The organism is Pseudomonas sp. S5D5, assembly GCF_003013355.1.
In the GTDB taxonomy this organism is placed as follows: Bacteria; Pseudomonadota; Gammaproteobacteria; order Pseudomonadales; family Pseudomonadaceae; genus Aquipseudomonas; species Aquipseudomonas aylmerensis.
On record NZ_PTEO01000001.1, the window covers coordinates 526,136 to 546,773 of the forward strand.

Consider the following 20,638-nt stretch of genomic DNA (forward strand, 5'->3'; position numbering starts at 1 on the left):
GGCGCCGGCCGGCAGTAGGTTAAAACCATCTGCTGCCGGAGACATTGCCATGCCTGAGTACAAAGCTCCTCTGCGCGACATGCGCTTTCTGATCTATAACGTGTTTGATTTCCACGGCCACTACGCGGCCTTGGGCGCGACGGATGCCAGCCCGGACATGGTCAGTGCCATCCTCGAAGAAGGCGCCAGATTCTGCGAGAACGTGCTCGCACCGCTCAACCGCAGCGGTGATGAAGAAGGCTGCCATTTCGACAATGGCGTGGTCACCACGCCCAAGGGCTTCAAGCAGGCCTTCGCCCAGTATGTGGAGGGCGGCTGGCACGGCGTGGCGGCGGATCCGGCCTACGGTGGCCAGGGCCTGCCGCAATCGCTCGGCCTGGTGCTCAGCGAGATGATCGGCTCCAGCAACACCTCCTGGGGGATGTACCCGGGCCTGACCCACGGCGCGATGTCGGCGATCCACGCCCACGGCACCGACGAACAGAAGGCCACCTTCCTGGGCAAACTCACCGCCGGTGAATGGACCGGCACCATGTGCCTGACCGAAGCCCATTGCGGCACCGACCTGGGCCTGATCAAGACCCGCGCCGTGCCCCAGGCGGATGGCAGTTATGCGCTCACCGGGAGCAAGATCTTCATCTCGGCCGGCGAGCACGACATGAGCGCCAATATCATCCACCTGGTGCTGGCCAAGCTGCCGGATGCGCCGGCGGGTACCAAGGGCATCTCGTTGTTCATCGTGCCCAAGTTCCATGCCGATTCGGGCGAACGCAACGCGGTGCACTGCGGCTCCATCGAGCACAAGATGGGTATCAAGGGTTCGGCCACCTGCGTGCTCAACTTCGACGGTGCCAAAGGCTTCTTGATTGGCGAGGCGAACAAAGGCCTCAACTGCATGTTCACCATGATGAACCATGCGCGCCTGGGCACCGGCATGCAGGGCTTGTGCAATGGCGAGGCGAGCTTCCAGGGCGCGGTCAAGTACGCCAACGACCGTCTGCAAATGCGCTCGCTGACCGGCGCCAAGGCCCCGGAGAAACCCGCCGACCCGATCATCGTGCATGCCGATGTACGCCGCATGTTGCTGACCATGAAAGCCTTCAACGAAGGCAACCGCGCGCTGACCTATTTCACCGCGCAATTGCTCGACACCGCGCACTTGGGCAGCGACGCCGGCCAACGCCAGGAGGCCGAAGACCTGCTGGCGTTCCTCACCCCGATCTGCAAGGCCTTTATGACCGACACTGGGCTGGAGGTGACCAACCACGGCATGCAGATTTTCGGCGGCCACGGCTACATCCGCGAATGGGGCATGGAGCAACTGGCCCGCGATGCGCGGATTGCACCGATCTATGAAGGCACCAACGGCATCCAGGCCCTCGACCTGCTGGGGCGCAAAGTGCTCGGCAGCCAGGGCAAGTTGTTGCGCGGCTTTACCAAAATTGTGCATAAGTTCTGCGCGGCGAATGCCGAGCATCCGCAGCTCAAGGCTTATGTGGCGCAACTCAATCAGCTGAACCAGGAGTGGGGCGAGTTGACGGTGAAGGTCGGCACCGCCGCGATGAAGAACCCCGATGAAGTCGGCGCAGCGGCCGTGGATTACCTGATGTACAGCGGCTACATCATCTTGGCCTACTTGTGGTTGCGTATGGCAATAGCGGCTCAGGCACACGACGACGCCGAGTTCGCCCAAGCCAAACTGGCTACCTGCGACTTCTACTTCAAGCGTTTGCTGCCGCGTACAGCGACTCACCGCGCCGCTGTGGAGGCGGGCAGCGAGTGCCTGATGAGCTTGCCGGCGCAGTTGTTTGCACTGTAGGCACGGATTCTCCAAGCGCTAACTGCGCAGCGGGCTTGCTTCGCGAAGGTCATGTGTCAGAAGCACCCCAGGTGACTGACACAGCGCCTTCGCGAGCAAGCCCGCTGCCATATTAGACTCGTGTGTGACTTATAAATACTGAATGGTCACGAATGGACCCTATGTGTCTCAAAAGTTGTTCAGTTACACTCGGAGCCTGTAAAACCGATCCTACCGAATTACTTTTAACGTTCTCACGAGGTTTGCCATGGCTGATTACAAAGCGCCGCTGCGTGATATGCGCTTCGTCCTCAACGAAGTTTTTGAGGTCGCCAAGACTTGGGCCCAATTGCCGGCATTGGCAGACACCGTTGACGCCGAAACCGTAGAGGCAATCCTCGAAGAAGCCGGCAAAGTCACCGCCAAATCCATCGCCCCGCTCAGTCGCGGTGGCGATGAGCAGGGTTGTCGTTGGGCGGACAGCGTGGTCACCACGCCGGATGGTTATCCACAGGCCTACAAAACCTACGCCGAAGGCGGTTGGGTGGGCGTAGGCGGTGATCCGATCTTCGGCGGCATGGGCATGCCCAAGGCGGTGTCGGCGCAGGTCGAAGAGATGATCAACTCCTCGAGCCTGGCATTCGGCCTGTACCCGATGCTGACGTCCGGCGCCTGTGTGTCGATCAACACCCATGCCAGCGAAGAACTCAAGGCAACCTACCTGCCGAAGATGTACTCCGGCGAGTGGGCCGGTTCCATGTGCCTGACCGAAGCGCACGCCGGGACCGACCTGGGCATCATCCGCACCAAGGCCGAGCCTCAGGCGGACGGTTCCTACACGATCAGCGGGACCAAGATCTTCATCACCGGTGGCGAACACGACCTCACTGAAAACATCATCCACCTGGTGCTGGCCAAACTGCCGGACGCGCCGGCCGGTCCCAAGGGCATCTCGCTGTTCCTGGTGCCGAAATTCATGGTCAATGCCGACGGCAGCCTGGGCGCGCGCAACCCGGTGACCTGTGGCTCCATCGAACACAAGATGGGCATCCAGGCCTCCGCCACCTGTGTGATGAACTTCGACGCAGCCGTGGGTTACCTGGTGGGCGAGCCTAACCGTGGGCTGGCGGCGATGTTCACGATGATGAACTACGAGCGCCTGGGTGTGGGTATCCAGGGCCTGGCGTCGGGCGAGCGCTCCTACCAGAACGCGATTGAATACGCGCGCGACCGTTTGCAAAGTCGTGCGCCGACTGGCGCCCAGGCCAAGGACAAAGTGGCCGACCCGATCATCGTCCATCCGGACGTGCGTCGCATGCTGCTGACCATGAAAGCCGCCAACGAAGGCGGTCGGGCGTTTTCCACCTACGTGGCGACACAACTGGACATCGCCAAGTTCAGCGAAGACGCGGCGGCGCGCGAGCATGCCGATAACCTGGTGGCGTTGCTGACGCCTGTGGCCAAGGCGTTCCTCAGCGACCTCGGCCTGGAAACCACCGTGCTCGGCCAGCAGGTGTTTGGTGGTCACGGTTACATCCGTGAGTGGGGCCAGGAGCAGCTGGTGCGTGATGTGCGCATCACGCAGATCTACGAAGGCACCAACGGCATCCAGGCGCTGGACTTGATGGGGCGCAAGATCGTCGGCAGCGGCGGCGCGTTCTACCGGTTGTTCGCTGATGAAATCCGCCAGTTCATCACCACCGCGGGCGCCGAGTTGGGTGAGTTCACCCGTCCGCTCAGCGCAGCGCTGGATAACCTGGATGAATTGACCGCCTGGGTGCTGGATCGCGCCAAGGCCAACCCGAATGAAATCGGCGCGGCATCGGTGGAGTACCTGCACGCCTTTGGCTACCTGGCGTATGCCTATATGTGGGCGCGCATGGCCAAGGCAGCGTTGGGCAAAGAGGCTGAGGAAGATTTCTACGCCAGCAAACTGGGGACCGCGCGCTTCTACTTCGCCCGCCTGCTGCCACGTATTCATTCACTGAGTGCGTCGGTCAAAGCCGGCAGCGAATCGCTGTTCCTGCTGGATGAAGCCCTGTTTTAACAGCGTAGAGGTCGTGTAAGCATTCTCTTACATGACGTACTGCTATTCGTCCTCTATCGCCAAATTGGATCCACGGATAATCTACTTCACATGGACGTCGCGCAGGAAGCGCAAAGCAACAACACGGACACGTAGGATTCTGCCAGGACGGCGGAGTGAAATGGATGTCAGGGAAACAGTCTGCAAAGCCCCGCTTCGGCGGGGTTTTCTTTTGCCCACGAAAAAATCCGGACCGCCCACTTCACGGCTGTACCGGCGGGGCGTTCATCACGTCTTCCAGCAGCGTGCGCAGCAATGCCACCGTCGCCTGCTGGCGCTGCACATCGCGGCACACCAAACCTACCTTCAATGGCACCCTGGGTTCACTCAAGGGTTTCCACAGCAATGCCTTGCTGTTGTGCTCGTCCTGCGAGCGCCCCGGTAGCACCGTGGCCAGCTTGGTATGTGGCAGGCTGTCGAGAATTCCCACCATGGTATTCAGTTCGGCCTGCACCTGCGGCCGGCGCCCGAGGTTGGACAACTGGCCTTGCCAGATCTGCCGCACCTGGAATTCTTCGCCCAGCAGCAACATCGGCAACTCGGCCGCCTGTTTCAGCGAGACTTTCTTGAATTCCCGCAAGGGGTGGTCTTCAGGGATGACGACTTTCAACTCATCTTCATACAGCAGCACGCCGTGCAGGCCTGGCTGGCGCGGCGGCAGGTAGCTGATGCCGATGTCCAGCGAGCCGTTGAGCAGGCGGCGCTCGATCTCCAGCCCGGTCAATTCGTAGATCTGCACCACAAGGTGCGGCTGGGCCTTGCGCACGCGTTCAAGCATTTGCGGGACCAGGCTGGTGTGCACGGTTTGCAGCACGCCGATGGCCAAGGTGCGCATGGCCTGGCCCTTGAAGTTGCGCAAGGCTTCGACGGCCTGCTGCATGCCATCGATCAGCGGCAGGGCGTGGTTGTACAGGGTGTGGGCGGCGAGGGTCGGCAGCAGGCGCTTGCTGCTGCGCTCGAACAGGCTCACATCGAGGTTCTGCTCCAGCTGGCGAATCTGTTGCGACAACGCCGGTTGTGAGATCGACAGGCGTTCAGCCGCGCGGCCTACGTGGCCTTCTTCATACACCGCGACGAAATAACGCAGTTGCTTGAAATCCATAAGTCTTTCTTATCGAAAAAGCTGGAAAATCGAAATGGCCGTTGGCCCCCGAGACGCCTAGTCTAGCGCCTATTCGCAGGGCTTACAGGGCCGGATCGGGCAATGAACAGTGTTTATGTTGATGGTATTTACATAGGCAACGCAAAAAACCTCAAGGCCGTGAGTGCAGGGGTGACCCACCATGGTGTGCTTGCCATCGGGGGTGAAGTGTGAATCTGTTCAATATGCGCCGCCCTGTGCCGAGCCTCGACGACCTGATCGAGGACGCCTCCCACCACGACCTGTCCAGTGACTGCCTGATGCCTACCGTCGCGCGGCCTGCCCAGGTCTTCGTACGCGGCCAGGGCTCATGGCTGTGGGACAGCGACGACCGTGCCTACCTGGATTTCAGCCAGGGCAATGCCGCCAACAGCCTCGGCCACAGCCCGCAGGTGCTGATCAAAGCCTTGGCCGACCAGACCCAGGCACTGATCAATCCCGGTATCGGCTTGCATAACCGTGCCCAACTCAACCTTGTCGACCGCCTGTGCCACCGCACCGGCAGCGACCAGGCGTACCTGCTCAACAGCGGCGCGGAGGCGTGCGAAGCGGCGATCAAGCTGGCGCGCAAATGGGGCCAACTGCACCGGGGTGGCGCCTACCGCATCATCAGCGCCAGCAGCGGTTGCCATGGCCGCAGTTTTGCCGCGATGGCTGCCTCGTCGAATGCCGGTGAAAACCGCTTTGAACCGCAACTGCCGGGCTTCAGCCATGTGCCCTTTAACGATCTGCCGGCGCTGCATGCCGCCGTCGATGCGCAAACCGTTGCGATCATGCTGGAACCGATCCAGAGCGAAGCCGGCGTGATCCCTGCGACCGAGCACTACCTCAAAGGCGTCGAGCGCCTGTGCCGGGAACTGGGGATCCTGCTGATCCTCGATGAAGTCCAGACCGGCCTCGGCCGTTGCGGCGCCTTGCTCGCCGAACAGCAGTACGGCGTGCGCGCCGACATTCTCACCCTCGGCAAAGGCCTGGGCGGCGGCGTTCCGTTGGCGGCACTGCTGGCGCGTGGCAAAGCCTGTTGCTTTGCGGCGGGCGAGTTGGAAGGCACCCATCATGGCAATGCGCTGATGGCCTCGGCCGGGCTGGCGGTACTCGATACGGTGCTGGGGCACGGTTTTCTTGAACAGGTGCGTGAGTCGGGTTGCTACCTGGGCGAAGGCCTTGCCCGCCTGGCCTATCGCTACGACCATGGCCAACTGCGTGGCCACGGCCTGATCTGGGGACTGACCTTGTCGGATGATTCTGCCGATGCAGTGGTAAAAGCCGCACTGCATGAAGGCCTGATCCTAAACGCGCCACAACCTAACTGCCTGCGTTTCACCCCGGCCCTGACGGTGAGCAAGAGCAACATCGACGAAATGCTCCTGCGCCTGGCCCGTGCCTTCTCCCGCGTGCGCACAGCCCAACTGCAATGCCGCAAGGGCATCGCCGTTTAAATCCTGATTCTCGAACCGTCTCGCGGCATACGCGGCGCCTCCAGCCTGATTCTTTTGGCTGGGGGCGTTTTTTTGTCGGTGAAATTTTTGGATTGAAAAGGTTGATTGAGCGTCAGTGAAAACAATGGCTTTTTAGCGGACGTCGGCAAGGAATGCCGACCGGGCACTCATCAGCGCCTCCACGGTGAAAAAATGGGAGTCCGGCGAGAAACAACCCAGCGGCATGGCGCTAAAGCTGCTGAGCATCGTGCGAAAACACGGGTTGCAGATCCTGACCTGAAGGATGGCCCAGTGCCAGATCCCACTGAACCCTCACGAACGCCCAAGGTCGATTAGCTAGACGGCTCACACGAGCCGATTTTCTGGAGCTGATCCCATGGATTTCATTCGTATCATCATCGCCATTCTGTTGCCGCCACTGGGTGTGTTCCTGCAGGTAGGTTTCGCCGGCGCGTTCTGGCTGAACATCCTGCTGACCCTGTGCGGCTACATTCCCGGCATCGTGCACGCGGTGTACATCATCGCCAAGCGCTGAGGCCGTCAGCCTTTTGCGATGAGCCTTGAGTTGCGCTCATTGCGAAAGGCCAGTTGCTCGATGGTCTGGGTGGCATGCTCGGCTTCTTCCCGCGCTTGCAGGATGATGCCGTGCTGCTCGGACTTGCTGCACACCGGGTCGGCGTTGCTCGCATCCCCCGTGAGCATGAAGGCCTGGCAGCGGCAGCCACCAAAGTCCTTCTCTTTTTCGTCGCATGAGCGGCACGGCTCGGGCATCCAGTCGTAGCCGCGAAAGCGGTTGAAACCGAACGAGTCGTACCAGATGTGCTGCATGCTGTGGTCACGCACATTCGGAAATTGCACCGGCATCTGTCGGGCACCGTGACAGGGCAGGGCAGTGCCGTCCGGTGTCACGGTCAGGAAGATGCTGCCCCAGCCGTTCATGCAGGCTTTCGGGCGTTCCTCGTAGTAATCCGGCGTCACGAATATCAGCTTGCACGGGTGGCCTTCGGCTTCCAGTTTGGCGCGGTATTCGTTGGTGATGCGTTCGGCGCGCACCAGTTGCTCGCGGGTCGGCAACAAGCCCACACGATTGAGTTGCGCCCAGCCGTAGAACTGGCAGGTGGCGAGCTCGACGAAGTCCGCCTCCAGCGCAATGCACAGCTCGATGATGCGGTCGATCTTGTCGATGTTGTGCCGATGGGTGACGAAGTTCAGCACCATCGGGTAGCCGTGCGCCTTGACCGCGCGGGCCATTTCGAGTTTTTGCGCGAAGGCTTTTTTCGAACCGGCCAGCAGGTTGTTCACCTGTTCGTCGCTGGCCTGGAAGCTGATCTGGATATGGTCCAGGCCGGCCTTCTTGAAGTCGCTGATCTTCTGCTCGGTGAGGCCAATGCCGGAGGTAATCAGGTTGGTGTAGAAGCCCAGCCTGCGCGCTTCCGCAATCAACTCGGCGAGGTCCTGGCGCACCAACGGCTCGCCACCGGAAAAGCCCAGCTGCGCGGCCCCCATTTCACGCGCCTCGCGAAATACCTTGAACCACTGTTCGGTGCTCAGCTCCTTGCCCTGCTCGGCGAAATCCAGCGGGTTGGAGCAATACGGGCACTGCAACGGGCAGCGGTAAGTCAGCTCGGCCAGCAGCCATAATGGCAAGCCAATGGGCGGCTTGTCAGGCAAGGGTGATCCAGTGCTCAGCACGGGCGACCTCCATGAACTGCTCAATGTCTTCGCCCAGCTCCGGTACGCCGGGGAATTGCCGCTCAAGTTCGGTAATGATCGCGGCGACATCGCGATCGCCGTCGATCAGGCCACCGATCAGCGCGGCGCTGTCGTTGAGCTTGATCATGCCCTCGGGATAGAGCAACACATGGCCTTTCTGCGCCGGTTCATACTGGTAGCGATAGCCCTGGCGCCAGGTCGGTTTTCTGCTGCGATCGAAGCTCATAGGGTGATCCCTTTATGCCAGACCCGCTGCTCGGTCACGCTGTGATACGGCGGGCGTTTCAATTCATAGGCCATGCTCATGGCATCCAGCATGCTCCACAGAATGTCGAGTTTGAACTGGAGAATTTCCAGCATGCGTTCCTGGCCCTCGCGGGTGGTGTAGTGCTGCAGCGTGATCGCCAGGCCATGCTCGACATCTCGCCGAGCCTGCCCGAGGCGGGTGCGGAAGTACTCATAGCCGGCGGGGTCGATCCACGGGTAATGCTGCGGCCAGCTGTCGAGGCGCGATTGGTGGATCTGCGGCGCGAACAGTTCGGTCAGCGAGCTGCTGGCGGCCTCCTGCCAACTGGCGCGGCGCGCAAAGTTGACGTAGGCATCCACCGCAAACCGTACGCCGGGCAGCACCAGTTCCTGGGAGCGCAGCTGGTCCGGGTCAAGGCCGACGGCCTGGCCCAGGCGCAGCCAGGCTTCGATGCCGCCGTCTTCGCCGGGCGCGCCGTCGTGGTCGAGCAAGCGCTGGATCCACTCGCGGCGGATCTCGCGGTCCGGGCAGTTGGCCAGGATCGCGGCGTCTTTCAACGGAATGTTCACCTGATAGTAGAAGCGGTTGGCGACCCAACCCTGGATCTGCTCGCGGGTGGCGCGGCCTTCGTACATCGCCACATGGTAGGGGTGATGGATGTGATAGAAGGCGCCCTTGGCGCGCAACGCGGCTTCGAATTCGGCTGTGGTCAGCGGTGTGTCAGTCATTTCGATCACTCCTACAATTCAATGCTCATGCCGTCGTAAGCCACTTCGACATTGCGTCGCCCCAGCTCGGCACGCTCGGGGGAGTCTTCATCGAGGATCGGGTTGGTGTTGTTGATATGGATCAGCACCTTGCGCTGCTTCGGCAGCTGTTCCAGCACCTCCAGCATGCCGCCGGGGCCGTTTTGTGCCAGGTGCCCCATCTCGCGGCCGGTGCGGGTGCCGACGCCACGGCGCTGCATTTCGTCGTCATCCCACATTGTGCCGTCCACCAGCAGGCAATCGCTGCCAGCCATGATTTCCAGCAATGGGGCGTCGACCTTGCCCAGGCCCGGGGCGTAGAACAGTTTGCCGCCGGTGCGCAGGTCTTCGACGATCAGGCCGATGTTGTCGCCTGGGTGCGGATCGAAGCGGTGCGGCGAATAAGGCGGCGCGGCGCTGCGCAACGGCAGCGGGGTGAAGCGCAGGTTGGGGCAGGCCGAGATGGTGAAGCTGGCGTCCAGTTCGATACGGTTCCAGGCCAGGCCACCATTCCAGTGGGTGAGCATGGTGAACAATGGGAAGCCGGTGCTCAGGTCTTCATGGACCATGTCGGTGCACCACACCTGATGTGGGCAACCTTCGCGCAGGCTCAGCAGGCCGGTGGTGTGGTCGATCTGGCTGTCCATCAGGATGATTGCGCTGATGCCGGTGTCGCGCAGGGCGCGGCCGGGTTGCATCGGCGCAAAGCCTTGGAGTTGCGCGCGGATATCCGGCGAGGCATTGCACAACACCCAGTTCACGCCGTCGTCGGAAATCGCGATGGACGACTGGGTGCGCGCCTGCGCGCGCAGGCTGCCGTCACGAAAACCCGCGCAGTTCACGCAGTTGCAGTTCCACTGCGGGAAGCCACCGCCGGCGGCGGAACCTAGAATCTGGACAAACATGGCCGCTCCATCAAGCAAAGCTCAAAACAAAAACGCCCCGGGCGAACCGAGGCGTTGTATTACCCAGCGGATTAACGGCTGGCGAAGTACATGGTGACTTCGAAACCGATGCGCAGATCAGTGTAAGCAGGTTTGGACCAGGTCATATTCTTACTCCTACGAAGGGATGGGACATTCACTACCAAGTAATACATATAGTCCACCTCCAGTCGGAGATGTTCAGAGGTGTGCGTATGAATGTTACGCAATTCTTTTCAAGTTAGCGCTGTCTCGGTAACAAAAGCCTTTTGCAAGGGCGGCAATGATCAGTCTGGCACTTGCCAGGCATCGTTGATGCGCGGGCCGTTGGCGATGCAGCGCCAGCCGCCTGCAGCACCCTCAAGCTGTCGGGCGGCGTGCAGCAGGTCTTCGCGGGTGCAGGCCTGGATCGCTTGTTGCAGGCGCGTGAGGTAATCCGACGGATGGCCGGCCAAATACGCCTGCCAGAGCAGTTCGGCGGCGTGGGCGATGGGCAGCGCCTGGACCGTGAATTGTTGCGCCAGGGCCTGGTTATCCAGCGGGCGGCTGTCGATCAGCGCAGGCAACTGCGCCAGGAAAACCTGCAGGTGCTCAAGGATCCCTTCAAGTGAAACGCTGGGGGATTGCACGCCAAACAGCAGTCCGATTTGCCCGTTGATTTGTCGGACGCTGCTGAACACGGCGTAGCCTAGCTGCAGCTCGACGCGCAGACGTTGGTAGAAGGGGCCCTGGAGCAGGTGCCCGAGCAATCGCCACGCGGCTTCGTCCGTCAGGGACTGGGTAGGCGCAGGGCAAAACAGCAGCAACGCCGCCTCTGCGGAGTCGGTGTTCAGTTGATGCCAGAGATGTTGGCCGCTGATGCTGGTGCACGTGGATTCCAGTCGCGCTGCGTGCCCGGGCAAGCGCGCGGCCGCAGCCTTGATCGCCACTTCAGAGGCGGGTGACAAACCGACGCCAAGCCCTTGCCAACGTGCGGTGGCCCAGGACATGGGGTGTTCGCTGGAGACGCTGACGCCGGCGGTGCAACAGGCAGGGAGCGCCTTGAGCAATGCCCGGATCGCGAGCATCGGTGTCGGGGCGCTGGGCGTCTCTTGCGGTTGATTCAAGTCGAGCGCCAGCGCCTCGAGTATCGCTGGCATCGGCTCTTGCAGCCCGATCAGCTTCACCAACCAGTCATTGCCGACAGTTTCGAAAGACATTTCAACACCTGCCTGACGAGCATTCTCGCGCAGCGCTTGCAAGGTGCTATCCAGCCCGGCGGCTACGGCAGCCTCAAACCGCCAGTGCAGGTAGAGCGCGCCTTCATCGCTGTCATTCGCCAACCCTTGGTTGAATGTCAGTGCCGACAGCTCTCGCCGCCCCCGCGAACGGTCTTGGGCAAAGGTGCGCAAGCCCCGGTGGGCGCTGGTTTGGCCGCGAATCAGGCCGGCGCGCTCGTCCTTGGCGGGTGGGCGCAGGAGCGGATTGTTGGGCGGCAGTTGCCAGGCCTGTACGCAGGACGGGAGGTGCAGGGTCTCCAGCAGGGTCTTGAGGGCCGCGACGTCCTCATCCGTCAGGCCTTCGCTGTCGTGCCGGGCCAGGGCCAGTGCGCCTTGCACCTGCTGTTGGCGCGCCGCCAGCAGGGCGAATTCTTCTCGCAGTGAAGCCCAGTCGCTGTGTGCGAAAAAGCTCAGCCAGTCGTAAAGCAATGCCTCGATGTGTGTCGTCGAAGCGCTTTGGTTCGCGAGCGTGAAGTCGATATCCAGCACTGCCTGCCCGGCGAAGTGGTAAAGCACCGACGCCTGCACTGCGCTGGCGAGTTTTCGTGCTTTCAGTTCCGCCAACAGCCCGCCTGGCGCCGAGGCGTTTAGCCAGGTGCAGAGAAAATCCAGTGCTTCGCGGGGAGCCCTGCAGGTAATGACCTGGTGCAGGTGGTTATCGGCGACATGTTGATAACTCGGTGCCTGGCCTTGCGCCAGTGGCGGCGGCTCGACTTGGGGCTGCAAAGGCCCCGAGGTCAGGGCTGCGCTGAACTGCTGCGCCAAGGCTTGCAAGTCTGCCAGCGATTGGGGGCCGGCAAGGCTCAACGTCATCTGCCCGCTGCGATAGAACCCTTGGTGGAATGCCCGCAACGCTTGCTGAAAAGCCTCACGCTCCACCGGCAGGCTGTCGCGGTTACCTGCATGAAAACCCCGCAACGGATGATCCGCCGCCAGGCCTGCCAGCAACGCGACCTGCTGTTGCGCCTGGGCATCCTGGGACCAGGCCACATACTCGGCGTGCAGGACTTCGCGCTCACGCAACTGGTCTTCGACCGTCAGGCGCGGGTGAGTCAGCATGTCTGCCAGCCGCTCCAAACCCTGCGCCAAGCTCGCCACCGGCAACTCGAAGAAGAACTCCGTGGTGCGCTCGCGCGTGCTGGCATTGATTTGGCCACCCTGGCGTTGCACGTAGGCCATCAAGCCTTCGCCTGTGGGAAAACGCTCAGTACCGAGAAACAACAGGTGCTCCAGAAAATGCGCCAGTCCCGGCCATGCCAGCGGCACATCATGGCTGCCGGCAGCCACCCGCAAGACCGCCGCACTGCGCTTCAAGCGCGGCGCATGGTGCAGGGAAACCCGCAGGCCGTTGGCCAGGGTCAAGTGTTGGCGATGAGGGTGGGCCGGCGCAGGCATGGGCACTTCCGAAACAAGAGAGGTGCCTATGCTAGCAAACCCGCAGGATCAGGGCTTGTGCAGTGCGCCGTACAGTTCGGGGCGGCGGTCTTGCAGGTAGTGATTGGCGGCGCGCGCGTCGCGGATCGATTGGTGATCCAGCGTGCCGACAATCAAGGCTTCATCCAGGCCTGCCTGGGCGATTCGCTGGCCGTCCGGCGCGGCGATGCTGCTTTGCCCACAGTACTGAATCTCGCCTTCATGCCCACAGTAATTGGCGTAGGCCACGTAGCACTGGTTCTCGAAGGCGCGTGCCCGCACCGTCACGTCGGCAACAAAGTCGAACGGCACCATATTGGCCGTGGGTACCAGGATCAGCTCGGCTCCGGCGAGAGCCAGGCGGCGGGTATTTTCCGGGAACTCCAGGTCGTAGCAGATCAGGACGCCGAGCTTCCAGCCGTTGAGCTCGACCAGCGGCCAATCATCGCCGCCGGCACTGAACATCGAGTGGTCCAGGTCGCCAAACAGATGGGTCTTGCGGTAGTTGCACAAGCGCTGGCCATGGGCGTCGATCAATTGCACGGCGTTGTAGATCTGTCCGTCTTCGGCGCGTTCCGGATAGCCGTACAGAATCGCCAGGCCAGCGCTTTGCGCCATTTCGGCAATTGCTTGAGCCGATGGCCCATCCTGCGCTTCGGCCAGGGCGCCAACCGCCTCGGCGCCGATGTTGTAGCCGCTGAGAAACATCTCCGGCAGCACCAGCACATCGGCATCCGAAGCTTCATGCGCCAGCTGGTGCAGACGCTTGAGGTTGCCGGCCACATCCAGCGGCAACGGCGGGCATTGGTACAGGGCGACACGCATCCTCAACTCCTTAGTCCGCCAGGGCGATTGGGCCGATCTCATCGAACACATCACCCGGCCCGGGATTCTCGGGGTGAGTGCTGCCGCCAAAGTGGGTCATGATGCCCCACACCGCGTTCAGCGAGGTCTGCACCGCGCCCTCGACCCAGGCTGGGGTCCAGGACACGTCATCGCCGGCGATAAAAATCCCACGTTGTTCAGCGGGCATGTCCTTCTGCATGAAGTGCGCATACATCCGCTGGTTGTAGCGATAGTGACCCGGCAGCGCGCCCTTGAAGGCCCCGAGAAAGTGCGGGTCGGCTTCCCAGGACACGGTGATCGGATCGCCGATGATGCGTGCCTTGATGTCGACGTTCGGGTAGATCTTTTTCAGCGCGTCGAGGGCCAGCTTCACGCGTTTATCGATAGGCTGCGGCAGCATTTTCAACGCGTCGCTCATCCATGAGTACGACAGGCAGATCACGCCGGGTTTGTCGTCGCCGTTGTCGAACAGATAGGTGCCACGGGTCAGGCGATCGGTGAGGGTCATGCTCATGAGGTCGCGGCCGGTTTCCGGGTCTTTGTCTTTCCAGAACGGGCGGTCGACCATCACGAAGGTTTTCGACGACTGCATATAGCGCGTGCGGTCGAGGGCCATCCACATCTTTTGCGAGAACAGGGTTTCATCGCACTCGATCTGGGTGGTCAGCAGCCAGCTTTGGCAGGTGGTGAGCACGGCGGCGTATTCGCGCGTGTCGCCGTAGTTGTCGGTGACGGCAAAGCGGCCATCGGCAGCATGGGCGATGCGCTTGACCCCGGCGCGCGGCGCGCCGCGGTGCAACGAGCTGAGGCTAGTGCCGGCCGGCCAGTGGGCGCAACGCTCCGGTACGTGACGCCAGATGCCCATCGGCACCTGGGCAACGCCGCCGACCACCAGGTGCTGGTGGTCGTCGCAGTTGGTCATGACCACGCGGAAGATTTCCAGCATCGAGTTGGGGAAGTCAGAGTCCCAGCCGCCGGTGCCGAAACCGACCTGGCCGAACACTTCGCGGTGCAGGAACGAGAGCTTGGCGAATGCCTTGGAGGTGGCGACGAAGTCGTAGAAAGTGCGGTCGTCCCACAGTGGCACCAGCTTGTTCCACAGCGCTTTGAGGCGTGGCACGTCACGGTCGCGGATCGCCTGCTGGATATCGCCGAACTGCGAGCCGGCTTCCAGGGCATCCGCCCACGCATCGGCGACTTCCTGGAACAGCACCGGCAAGTCTGAGAGCTTTTGGGCGTAATGGGTCTGGCCTTCGAGGTCGATCACCGTGCTGCCGGACGCCGGCGTCAGCGGGTTGGGGAAGGGTTTGGTCTCCAGGCCCAGCTTGTCGACATAGTGATAAAACGCGGTGGACGACACCGGGAAGCGCATGCCGCCCAGCTCGGCGATGATGCCTTCGGCGCCTTCGAAGGCCTGGGAGCGCAGGCGGCCGCCCATCTTCGAGGCTTCGTACACCACGGGCTTTAGGCCCAGTTTCATCAGCTCGTAGGCGGCGACCAGGCCGGCGATCCCGGCCCCGACGATCGCCACTTCGGCGCCATGGTTGGCGGCGGGAATGCTGCCCAGCCCGGCCGGGTGTTCGATCCAGTCATCGAAGGCAAACGGAAAGTCCGGGCCGAAGATGGTGATGGGTTTCTTGCCGTCTGCGGGGTGGCGATTGGTCTTGCTGATGGTGCTGGACGGAATGCTCATGGCTGACCCTTGCTGACGACTCGGCAGGACGTGACCCGCTGAGTATAGGAAAAGATGGCAGCCAGTTTAGGGAGCGTTGCGCTCGTTAATAAGACGCAATGTGTCGTCGGAATGAATTGGTTTCAGTCAATATGACGAGGTTGCTGGTCAAATTGGTTGGCCGCGGTCCAATTTGTTACTGAGGATGATCGAGGTGGTGGTTTTTTCCACACCGTCGACACTGCCGATCTGGTCCAGCAGTTGGTCCAGTTGCTCCGGCGAATCGGTGCGCAGCCAGGCGACGTAATCGAACTCACCACTCACTGCACACAGCTGCTGTACCTGGGCCATGGCACTCAACTTGCGCAGCACCTCCTTGCCCGAGCGCGCCTGTACAGTGATCCCGACATAAGCCTGCAAACCGCCATCCACAACACGCTGCCCCAGGCGCACGCCGTAACCGGTGATCACCTGGGTTTTCTCCAGCCGTGCCAGGCGCGACGTCACCGTGGTACGCGCGATGCCCAGCTGCCGAGCGAGCATGGCCACGCTTTCACGCGCGTTGATCTGCAGGGCGGCGATCAGTTGACGATCGATTTCATCGAGGACGGGCAAGGGCAAAGCTCCAGAGCGGACGGCAATGGAGTGGCATGTTACAGGCTTGCGTCCTGGAACCGCACGTTCGGTTCCAGGCTGCGCTCAGCTCGCGGCGGGTGCCTTGCACACCTTCGCCGCGGCGGGGTCGTCGGGCACAAACGAATCGACTGCGCCGGGCTTCAACACCACGTAGCCACGCCGCCAAGGCTGGTCGTCGATGAGGTTCCAGCGATGGCCTGAGCCGGTGTTGTCTTCGGCGACCAGCACTTCACCGGGATGCAACGTGAACGTCTCGCCACCCCGCGTAGCGAACGCCAGGGTGCCGGACAGTGTCATCACGTACTGCGGCTCCGGGTCGTTATGCCAACCGTAAGCGGCATGCGCCGGGCTTTGCTTGAAGTGAATGGCGGTGACGTCATTGCGCATGTTCTGGTCGATGCTGCCGACCAGGACGTGCGACGCATTGTCCGCGCCCGTACACAGTTTGAACGCCTTGATCGTGGCCGGGGCGGGCGTTGCGGCATGGGCGCAGCTGAAGGTCACAAGGGTGATGGCGAGGGCGCTGCCCAGGTTGAACAGGGGGCGGATGAGCGCGTGCGGCGAACGTGGGGCTTGAGGCATGGAGCCGGTTTCCTCGTACTGAAGTCGATATTGATCGCCGGCCATGGTCTGCGTCGCAGCTGGCGCGAACAATTAACAAATCTTTCATTGCCGAGGTCGAGCGCAGCAGCGCCTCGAATTTGCAGGCGCCAGAAACGACGAAAGCCGCGCAATGCGCGGCTTTCTTGTTTGGTGGGCCCACACGGACTTGAACCGTGGACCAAAGGATTATGAGTCCTCTGCTCTGACCAACTGAGCTATAGGCCCTAAACAGGTCGCGGATTATAACGATGGTTTCTCCGCTGTGCTATCCGAAAAGTCCTCAAGGTCCATACGAAGAAACGTCGCTGCAAAAAGCTCCGGCGGCAGGGGCAGGCTGACGATGTAGCCTTGCATCTGTTCACAGCCCTCGGCGGCGAGGAATGCCTGTTGCGCAGGGTTCTCCACACCTTCGGCGATGATGGTGAATTGCATGCTGTGGCCCAAGGCAATGATGGCGCGCACGATCGCGGCGTCGTGCGGGTCGTCGGGCAGGCCGCGGACGAAGGATTGGTCGATTTTCAGGAAGTCCAGCGGCAGGCGCTTGAGGTAGCTGAGGGATGAGTAGCCGGTGCCGAAGTCATCGATTGCCAACTGTACGCCCAGGCGTTTGAGCTGGTACAGGACTTCCAGCGCTTCTTCGGCTTGGCTCATGATGAAGTTTTCGGTGATCTCCAGTTGCAGGCAGCCGGGGTCGAGGCGGTAGTCGTGCAGCAACTGTTCGATGCGCCCCAGCAGGCCGGGGTGACGCAGTTGCGCGCCGGCGAGGTTGACCGACAGCGGGCCGAAATCATCGAAGGCGGATTGCCAGGCATGCATTTGCCGGCAGGCCTGCTCCAGCACCCAGTCGCCAATCTGCAGGATCATGCCGTTCTCTTCGGCCAGGGCAATGAAGTGTTCGGGCGGTACGTCGCCAAAGGTGGGGTGACGCCAGCGGATCAGTGCTTCGGCGCCGATCAGTTCGTGGGTTTCCAGGCTGAGTTTGGGTTGGTAATACAGGCTCAGCTCGTCGCGTTCGATGGCGCGGCGCAGTTCATGTTCCAGCGCCACGCGCTCGTTGGCCTGGGCGGTAAGGTCGCGGGTGTAGCTTTCGACGCGGTTACGGCCCTTGGCCTTGGAGCGGTACATCGCCGCGTCGGCATTTTTGACCAAGGTGGCGACGTCGGTGCCATCCTGGGGATAGAGGCTGGTGCCAATGCTGGCGCTGATGAAAAACTCGTGTTCGCCGGCCTGGAAGGGCGGCGTGAAGCACGCCAAAAGCTTGTTCGCCAGGTACTGGGCGTCGCTGGCATGTTGCAGGCCGGGGAGCAGGATGATGAATTCATCACCGCCCAGGCGCGCAACGGTGTCGATGTCGCGCAGTTGCTCCTTGAGGCGCACCGCGATGTCTTTGAGCAGCAAGTCGCCGATCGGATGGCCGAGGCTGTCGTTGATGTGTTTGAAACGGTCCAGGTCGAGAAACAGCACGGCACCCTGTTTGCCGGTTTCTTGATGGCCATTGAGGGCGGCCTGCAAGCGGCTCTCGAACAGGGTGCGGTTGGGCAGACCGGTCAGTGGATCGTGGTGCGCCTGGTAGTCGAGACGGGCCTGGGCCAGTTTGAGGCTGGAGATATCGGCAAAGACGGCGACGAAGTGCGTGATCATCTGGTCGCGGTTGCGCACGGCGCTGATGGTCAGCCAGCTGGGGTACAGCTCGCCGTTCTTGCGCCGGTTGGAAATCTCGCCCTGCCAGTGCCCCTGGGCAGTCAATTGGTGCCACATCGCGGCGTAAAACGCGCTGTCATGCAGGCCGGAGGCGAGCAGGCGCGGTGTATTGCCAAGGGCTTCAGCCTCGCTGTATCCGGTGATTTCGCTGAAGGCGCGGTTGACGGCGCTGATGTTCTGCCGAATGTCGGTGATCAAGACGCCTTCGGCGGTGCTTTCAAACACCGTCGCGGCCTGTTGCAGTTTTTCCTGCATCAGCTGGCGTTCGGTAATGTCGCGGGCGATGGTCAGCATGCAATCTTCACCGGCAATCGGCAGCGGGCGGCTGGACACTTCACATAGCCGGATCTGCCCGTCGCTGCGGCGGATATGGCAGATGAAGTCACGCACAAAACCATCGCGGTGCATCAACTCCAGCATGTGCTTGCGCTCGTTGAGGTCGACCCAGATGCCCAGGTCCAGTGTGGACTGGTCGAGGGAGGTGGCACTGTTGAAGCCGGTGATGCGGCTGAAACCATCGTTGACTTCAATCAGCAGGCCATCGCGTTGCCGGCTCAGCAGCAAGCCGTCAGGGGAGGCGTGGAAGGCTTTGGCGAACTTCTCCTCGGAGGTTTGCAGTTGTTGCTGGGTTTCCTTGAGTTGGGTGATGTCGCGCACCACCACCACCAAGGCTTCGGTGGTGTCGAGCTGGAACGGCTCGGCCGAAATCAGCCCGGTGAACGCCTGGCCGTTGCTGCGCCGGAAAGGCATTTCGAGGTTGCGGATACTGGTGGTTTGCACCCGTTTCAGCAGGTCGGGGCCGATGCCCGGGATGCCCCAGATATTCAGGGACGTCGCAGTTTTGCCGAGCACTTCCTCGGCCGTCAGGCCAACCTGGTCTTCGAACGCTTTGTTGACCTCCAGCAGGCAACCATCGGACAGCCGCGCAATCACCAGAATGTCCGGGCACTGCTGGAACACGGAGGCAAATTTCTGCTCGGACAGTTGCAGCGCCTCTTCGGTGCGCTTGGCTTCGCTGATGTCGATCATCAAGCCGCGCAGTACCGGTTCGTGGCCGTGTTCGATCAGGCTGACAATGTCGCGCACCCACAGGCAGCGACCGTCGGCAGTGATCACCCGGTAATCGACACTGTGATCGCGGCTGGCGCGTGTTTCGCGGTAGCAATAGGCTTCGGTCCGCGTCAGGTCGGCCGGGTGGATGATGTTGCGCCAGAAGCCCGGAATCAGCCAATGCGCGCGGGGATAGCCGAGCAATTCCTCGGCATGTGGTGAGACGTAGCTATAGGTGAAGTCGGTGACGCTGGCTTCCCAGGCAATGGCGGACAGGCTCTCCACCAGCCCGCGATAGTGATATTCGCTGCTGCGCAGTTCCTGTTCGAGGGCGACACGGCGGGAAATTTCCGAGCTGAGCCGGCGATTGATCCGAATCACGATGGCCAGGACGGTGCTCAGCAACAGCACCGCTGGCAGGCCGTACATCAGCAGATCGGTCCAGAATGTGCGGTGATCGGTGAAGCTGCCGACCCAATGTTGCTGGATCGCGTCGGTTTCCTGCGGGCTGAGGTCGGCCAGGACCTTGTCCAGAATGCCCACCAGCATTTTGTTGTCTCGTGGCACGCCCATCGCCAGTTGGTAGCGATAGGGGGTTTCGCCGCTGACGTACAAACCATCCAGTTTGAGCTGGCGCAGGCTCCAGACGCTGGAGGCCAGGTCGCCGACCACCGCATCCACCTCATCGGTCGCCAGGGCCTGCAACGTCGAACTGACGTTTGGCATGGCCACCAGGTTGAGGTCGGGATGGTGAGTGCGCAGCAGCTCATGGGGAGCGTAGTTCTCGACCACGGCAATCTTCAGGCCGTAGAGGTCCTTCAGGGTGCGGGGAGTCGCGCCGCCTTCATGGGCCAGGATGACGATAGGGAAGTCCAGGTACGGGCGCGTGAACGCCATGTAGCCCTGGCGCTCCGGCGTGGACATGATGCCTGGCAGCAGGTCGAGCTGGTTGTTGCGGGCCTGCTCCAGCACCGCGCTCCAGTTCACTGGCTCGATCAGCTTGACCCGCACGCCGAGGCGGTCCTGGATCAGGCGCACGTAATCCGCCGCCAGGCCTTGGTAGCGGCCGTTTTCGTCGCGGTATTCAAAAGGTGGCCACGACGCGTCCACCCCCAGGCGCAGCTCCTGATGGTCCGCCAGCCAGCCACGCTCATCATCAGTAAGAGTCAACGCGCCAGCCGTTGCGGTCCAGGTCAGCAGCGACAGCAGTAACACAGTCGGCAATCTGGGCATAACGGTCTCGTTATGGCACGGGGAATGTTTCGAGTGTAGACGGGCATTGCGGGGGAGGGGTGGTGCGGGGGCAGTTAATCTGTCGAGTTAAATCGGTACAAAACAAAACCCCCGGCCTGGGCCGGGGGTTCT

Annotated in this window: 16 protein-coding genes, 1 tRNA gene and 1 pseudogene; 5 read left to right on the forward strand and 13 right to left on the reverse strand. The window is 61.8% G+C overall.

The window, feature by feature from the left end; genetic code table 11:
• The first annotated feature begins 49 nt into the window (after positions 1-49).
• On the forward strand, positions 50-1,819 hold the full coding sequence (locus tag C9990_RS02485) for an acyl-CoA dehydrogenase C-terminal domain-containing protein (protein WP_106802464.1): 1,770 nt from the start codon (positions 50-52) through the stop codon (positions 1,817-1,819).
• Positions 1,820-2,066: 247 nt separating this feature from the next.
• The gene (locus C9990_RS02490; RefSeq protein ID WP_106802465.1) at positions 2,067-3,845 is read left to right on the forward strand and encodes an acyl-CoA dehydrogenase C-terminal domain-containing protein; all 1,779 of its coding nucleotides are present in this window, start codon (positions 2,067-2,069) and stop codon (positions 3,843-3,845) included.
• Between the two features lie 241 nt (positions 3,846-4,086).
• Here the strand turns inward: C9990_RS02490 and C9990_RS02495 are convergent, their stop codons facing one another.
• A complete protein-coding gene (locus C9990_RS02495; protein ID WP_065904676.1) occupies positions 4,087-4,986 on the reverse strand; it encodes a LysR family transcriptional regulator in 900 nt (299 codons plus the stop codon).
• A 209-nt stretch (positions 4,987-5,195) separates the two neighbouring features.
• Between C9990_RS02495 and C9990_RS02500 the strand changes: the two genes are divergently transcribed.
• The 3 genes and pseudogenes from C9990_RS02500 (at position 5,196) to C9990_RS02510 (ending at position 6,999) form a co-directional block, all read left to right on the forward strand.
• Entirely contained in the window at positions 5,196-6,464 is a 1,269-nt protein-coding gene (locus tag C9990_RS02500; RefSeq protein ID WP_106802466.1) for an aspartate aminotransferase family protein, read from the forward strand.
• A gap of 172 nt (positions 6,465-6,636) precedes the next feature.
• Positions 6,637-6,744: pseudogene (locus C9990_RS32645) on the forward strand (helix-turn-helix domain-containing protein); the annotation flags it as partial.
• A 96-nt stretch (positions 6,745-6,840) separates the two neighbouring features.
• A complete protein-coding gene (locus tag C9990_RS02510) occupies positions 6,841-6,999 on the forward strand; it encodes a YqaE/Pmp3 family membrane protein (protein WP_007904205.1) in 159 nt (52 codons plus the stop codon).
• Positions 7,000-7,004: 5 nt separating this feature from the next.
• On the opposite strand, the gene pqqE is transcribed toward C9990_RS02510, so the two are convergent.
• The 12 genes from pqqE to C9990_RS02570 form a co-directional block, all read right to left on the reverse strand.
• A complete protein-coding gene (gene pqqE / locus C9990_RS02515) occupies positions 7,005-8,135 on the reverse strand; it encodes a pyrroloquinoline quinone biosynthesis protein PqqE (protein WP_065904671.1) in 1,131 nt (376 codons plus the stop codon).
• Positions 8,128-8,403, reverse strand: coding sequence for a pyrroloquinoline quinone biosynthesis peptide chaperone PqqD (gene pqqD, locus C9990_RS02520; RefSeq protein WP_106802467.1), 276 nt, complete (start codon positions 8,401-8,403; stop codon positions 8,128-8,130). The genes pqqE and pqqD overlap by 8 nt, the downstream gene beginning before the upstream one ends.
• The gene (gene pqqC / locus C9990_RS02525; RefSeq protein WP_017138042.1) at positions 8,400-9,152 is read right to left on the reverse strand and encodes a pyrroloquinoline-quinone synthase PqqC; all 753 of its coding nucleotides are present in this window, start codon (positions 9,150-9,152) and stop codon (positions 8,400-8,402) included. Before pqqC ends, pqqD begins: the two co-directional genes overlap by 4 nt.
• Before the next feature lie 11 nt (positions 9,153-9,163).
• Positions 9,164-10,075 (reverse strand): pyrroloquinoline quinone biosynthesis protein PqqB, encoded by a 912-nt coding sequence (pqqB, locus tag C9990_RS02530; RefSeq protein ID WP_106802468.1) that lies wholly within the window; start codon positions 10,073-10,075, stop codon positions 9,164-9,166.
• 71 nt (positions 10,076-10,146) lie between these two features.
• Entirely contained in the window at positions 10,147-10,221 is a 75-nt protein-coding gene (gene pqqA, locus C9990_RS02535) for a pyrroloquinoline quinone precursor peptide PqqA (RefSeq protein WP_003194766.1), read from the reverse strand.
• Between the two features lie 159 nt (positions 10,222-10,380).
• A complete protein-coding gene (pqqF, locus tag C9990_RS02540) occupies positions 10,381-12,747 on the reverse strand; it encodes a pyrroloquinoline quinone biosynthesis protein PqqF (protein WP_106802469.1) in 2,367 nt (788 codons plus the stop codon).
• Positions 12,748-12,795: 48 nt separating this feature from the next.
• Positions 12,796-13,590, reverse strand: a complete 795-nt coding sequence (locus tag C9990_RS02545; protein ID WP_106802470.1) for a carbon-nitrogen hydrolase family protein — start codon at positions 13,588-13,590, stop codon at positions 12,796-12,798.
• Between the two features lie 10 nt (positions 13,591-13,600).
• A complete protein-coding gene (locus tag C9990_RS02550; RefSeq protein ID WP_065904799.1) occupies positions 13,601-15,283 on the reverse strand; it encodes an NAD(P)/FAD-dependent oxidoreductase in 1,683 nt (560 codons plus the stop codon).
• Positions 15,284-15,451: 168 nt separating this feature from the next.
• Positions 15,452-15,898: an Lrp/AsnC family transcriptional regulator gene (locus C9990_RS02555; protein WP_065904662.1), complete on the reverse strand. Its 447-nt coding sequence runs from the start codon at positions 15,896-15,898 to the stop codon at positions 15,452-15,454.
• A gap of 84 nt (positions 15,899-15,982) precedes the next feature.
• Positions 15,983-16,501, reverse strand: a complete 519-nt coding sequence (locus C9990_RS02560) for a hypothetical protein (protein WP_106805600.1) — start codon at positions 16,499-16,501, stop codon at positions 15,983-15,985.
• A 169-nt stretch (positions 16,502-16,670) separates the two neighbouring features.
• Positions 16,671-16,747: transfer RNA gene (locus tag C9990_RS02565), tRNA-Ile, on the reverse strand.
• A 15-nt stretch (positions 16,748-16,762) separates the two neighbouring features.
• Complete coding sequence (locus C9990_RS02570; protein ID WP_106802471.1) at positions 16,763-20,506, reverse strand: EAL domain-containing protein; 3,744 nt, start codon at positions 20,504-20,506, stop codon at positions 16,763-16,765.
• Between the last annotated feature and the right edge of the window lie 132 nt (positions 20,507-20,638).

Coding starts and splice junctions, on each gene's coding strand:
- C9990_RS02570 (WP_106802471.1), bottom strand. CDS start 20,506: ATGCCCAGATTGCCGACTGTGTTACTGCTGTCGCTGCTGACCTGGACC.
- C9990_RS02495 (WP_065904676.1), bottom strand. CDS start 4,986: ATGGATTTCAAGCAACTGCGTTATTTCGTCGCGGTGTATGAAGAAGGC.
- pqqB (WP_106802468.1), bottom strand. CDS start 10,075: ATGTTTGTCCAGATTCTAGGTTCCGCCGCCGGCGGTGGCTTCCCGCAG.
- C9990_RS02485 (WP_106802464.1), top strand. CDS start 50: ATGCCTGAGTACAAAGCTCCTCTGCGCGACATGCGCTTTCTGATCTAT.
- C9990_RS02490 (WP_106802465.1), top strand. CDS start 2,067: ATGGCTGATTACAAAGCGCCGCTGCGTGATATGCGCTTCGTCCTCAAC.
- C9990_RS02545 (WP_106802470.1), bottom strand. CDS start 13,590: ATGCGTGTCGCCCTGTACCAATGCCCGCCGTTGCCGCTGGATGTGGCC.
- C9990_RS02510 (WP_007904205.1), top strand. CDS start 6,841: ATGGATTTCATTCGTATCATCATCGCCATTCTGTTGCCGCCACTGGGT.
- pqqF (WP_106802469.1), bottom strand. CDS start 12,747: ATGCCTGCGCCGGCCCACCCTCATCGCCAACACTTGACCCTGGCCAAC.
- C9990_RS02560 (WP_106805600.1), bottom strand. CDS start 16,501: ATGCCTCAAGCCCCACGTTCGCCGCACGCGCTCATCCGCCCCCTGTTC.
- pqqC (WP_017138042.1), bottom strand. CDS start 9,152: ATGACTGACACACCGCTGACCACAGCCGAATTCGAAGCCGCGTTGCGC.
- pqqD (WP_106802467.1), bottom strand. CDS start 8,403: ATGAGCTTCGATCGCAGCAGAAAACCGACCTGGCGCCAGGGCTATCGC.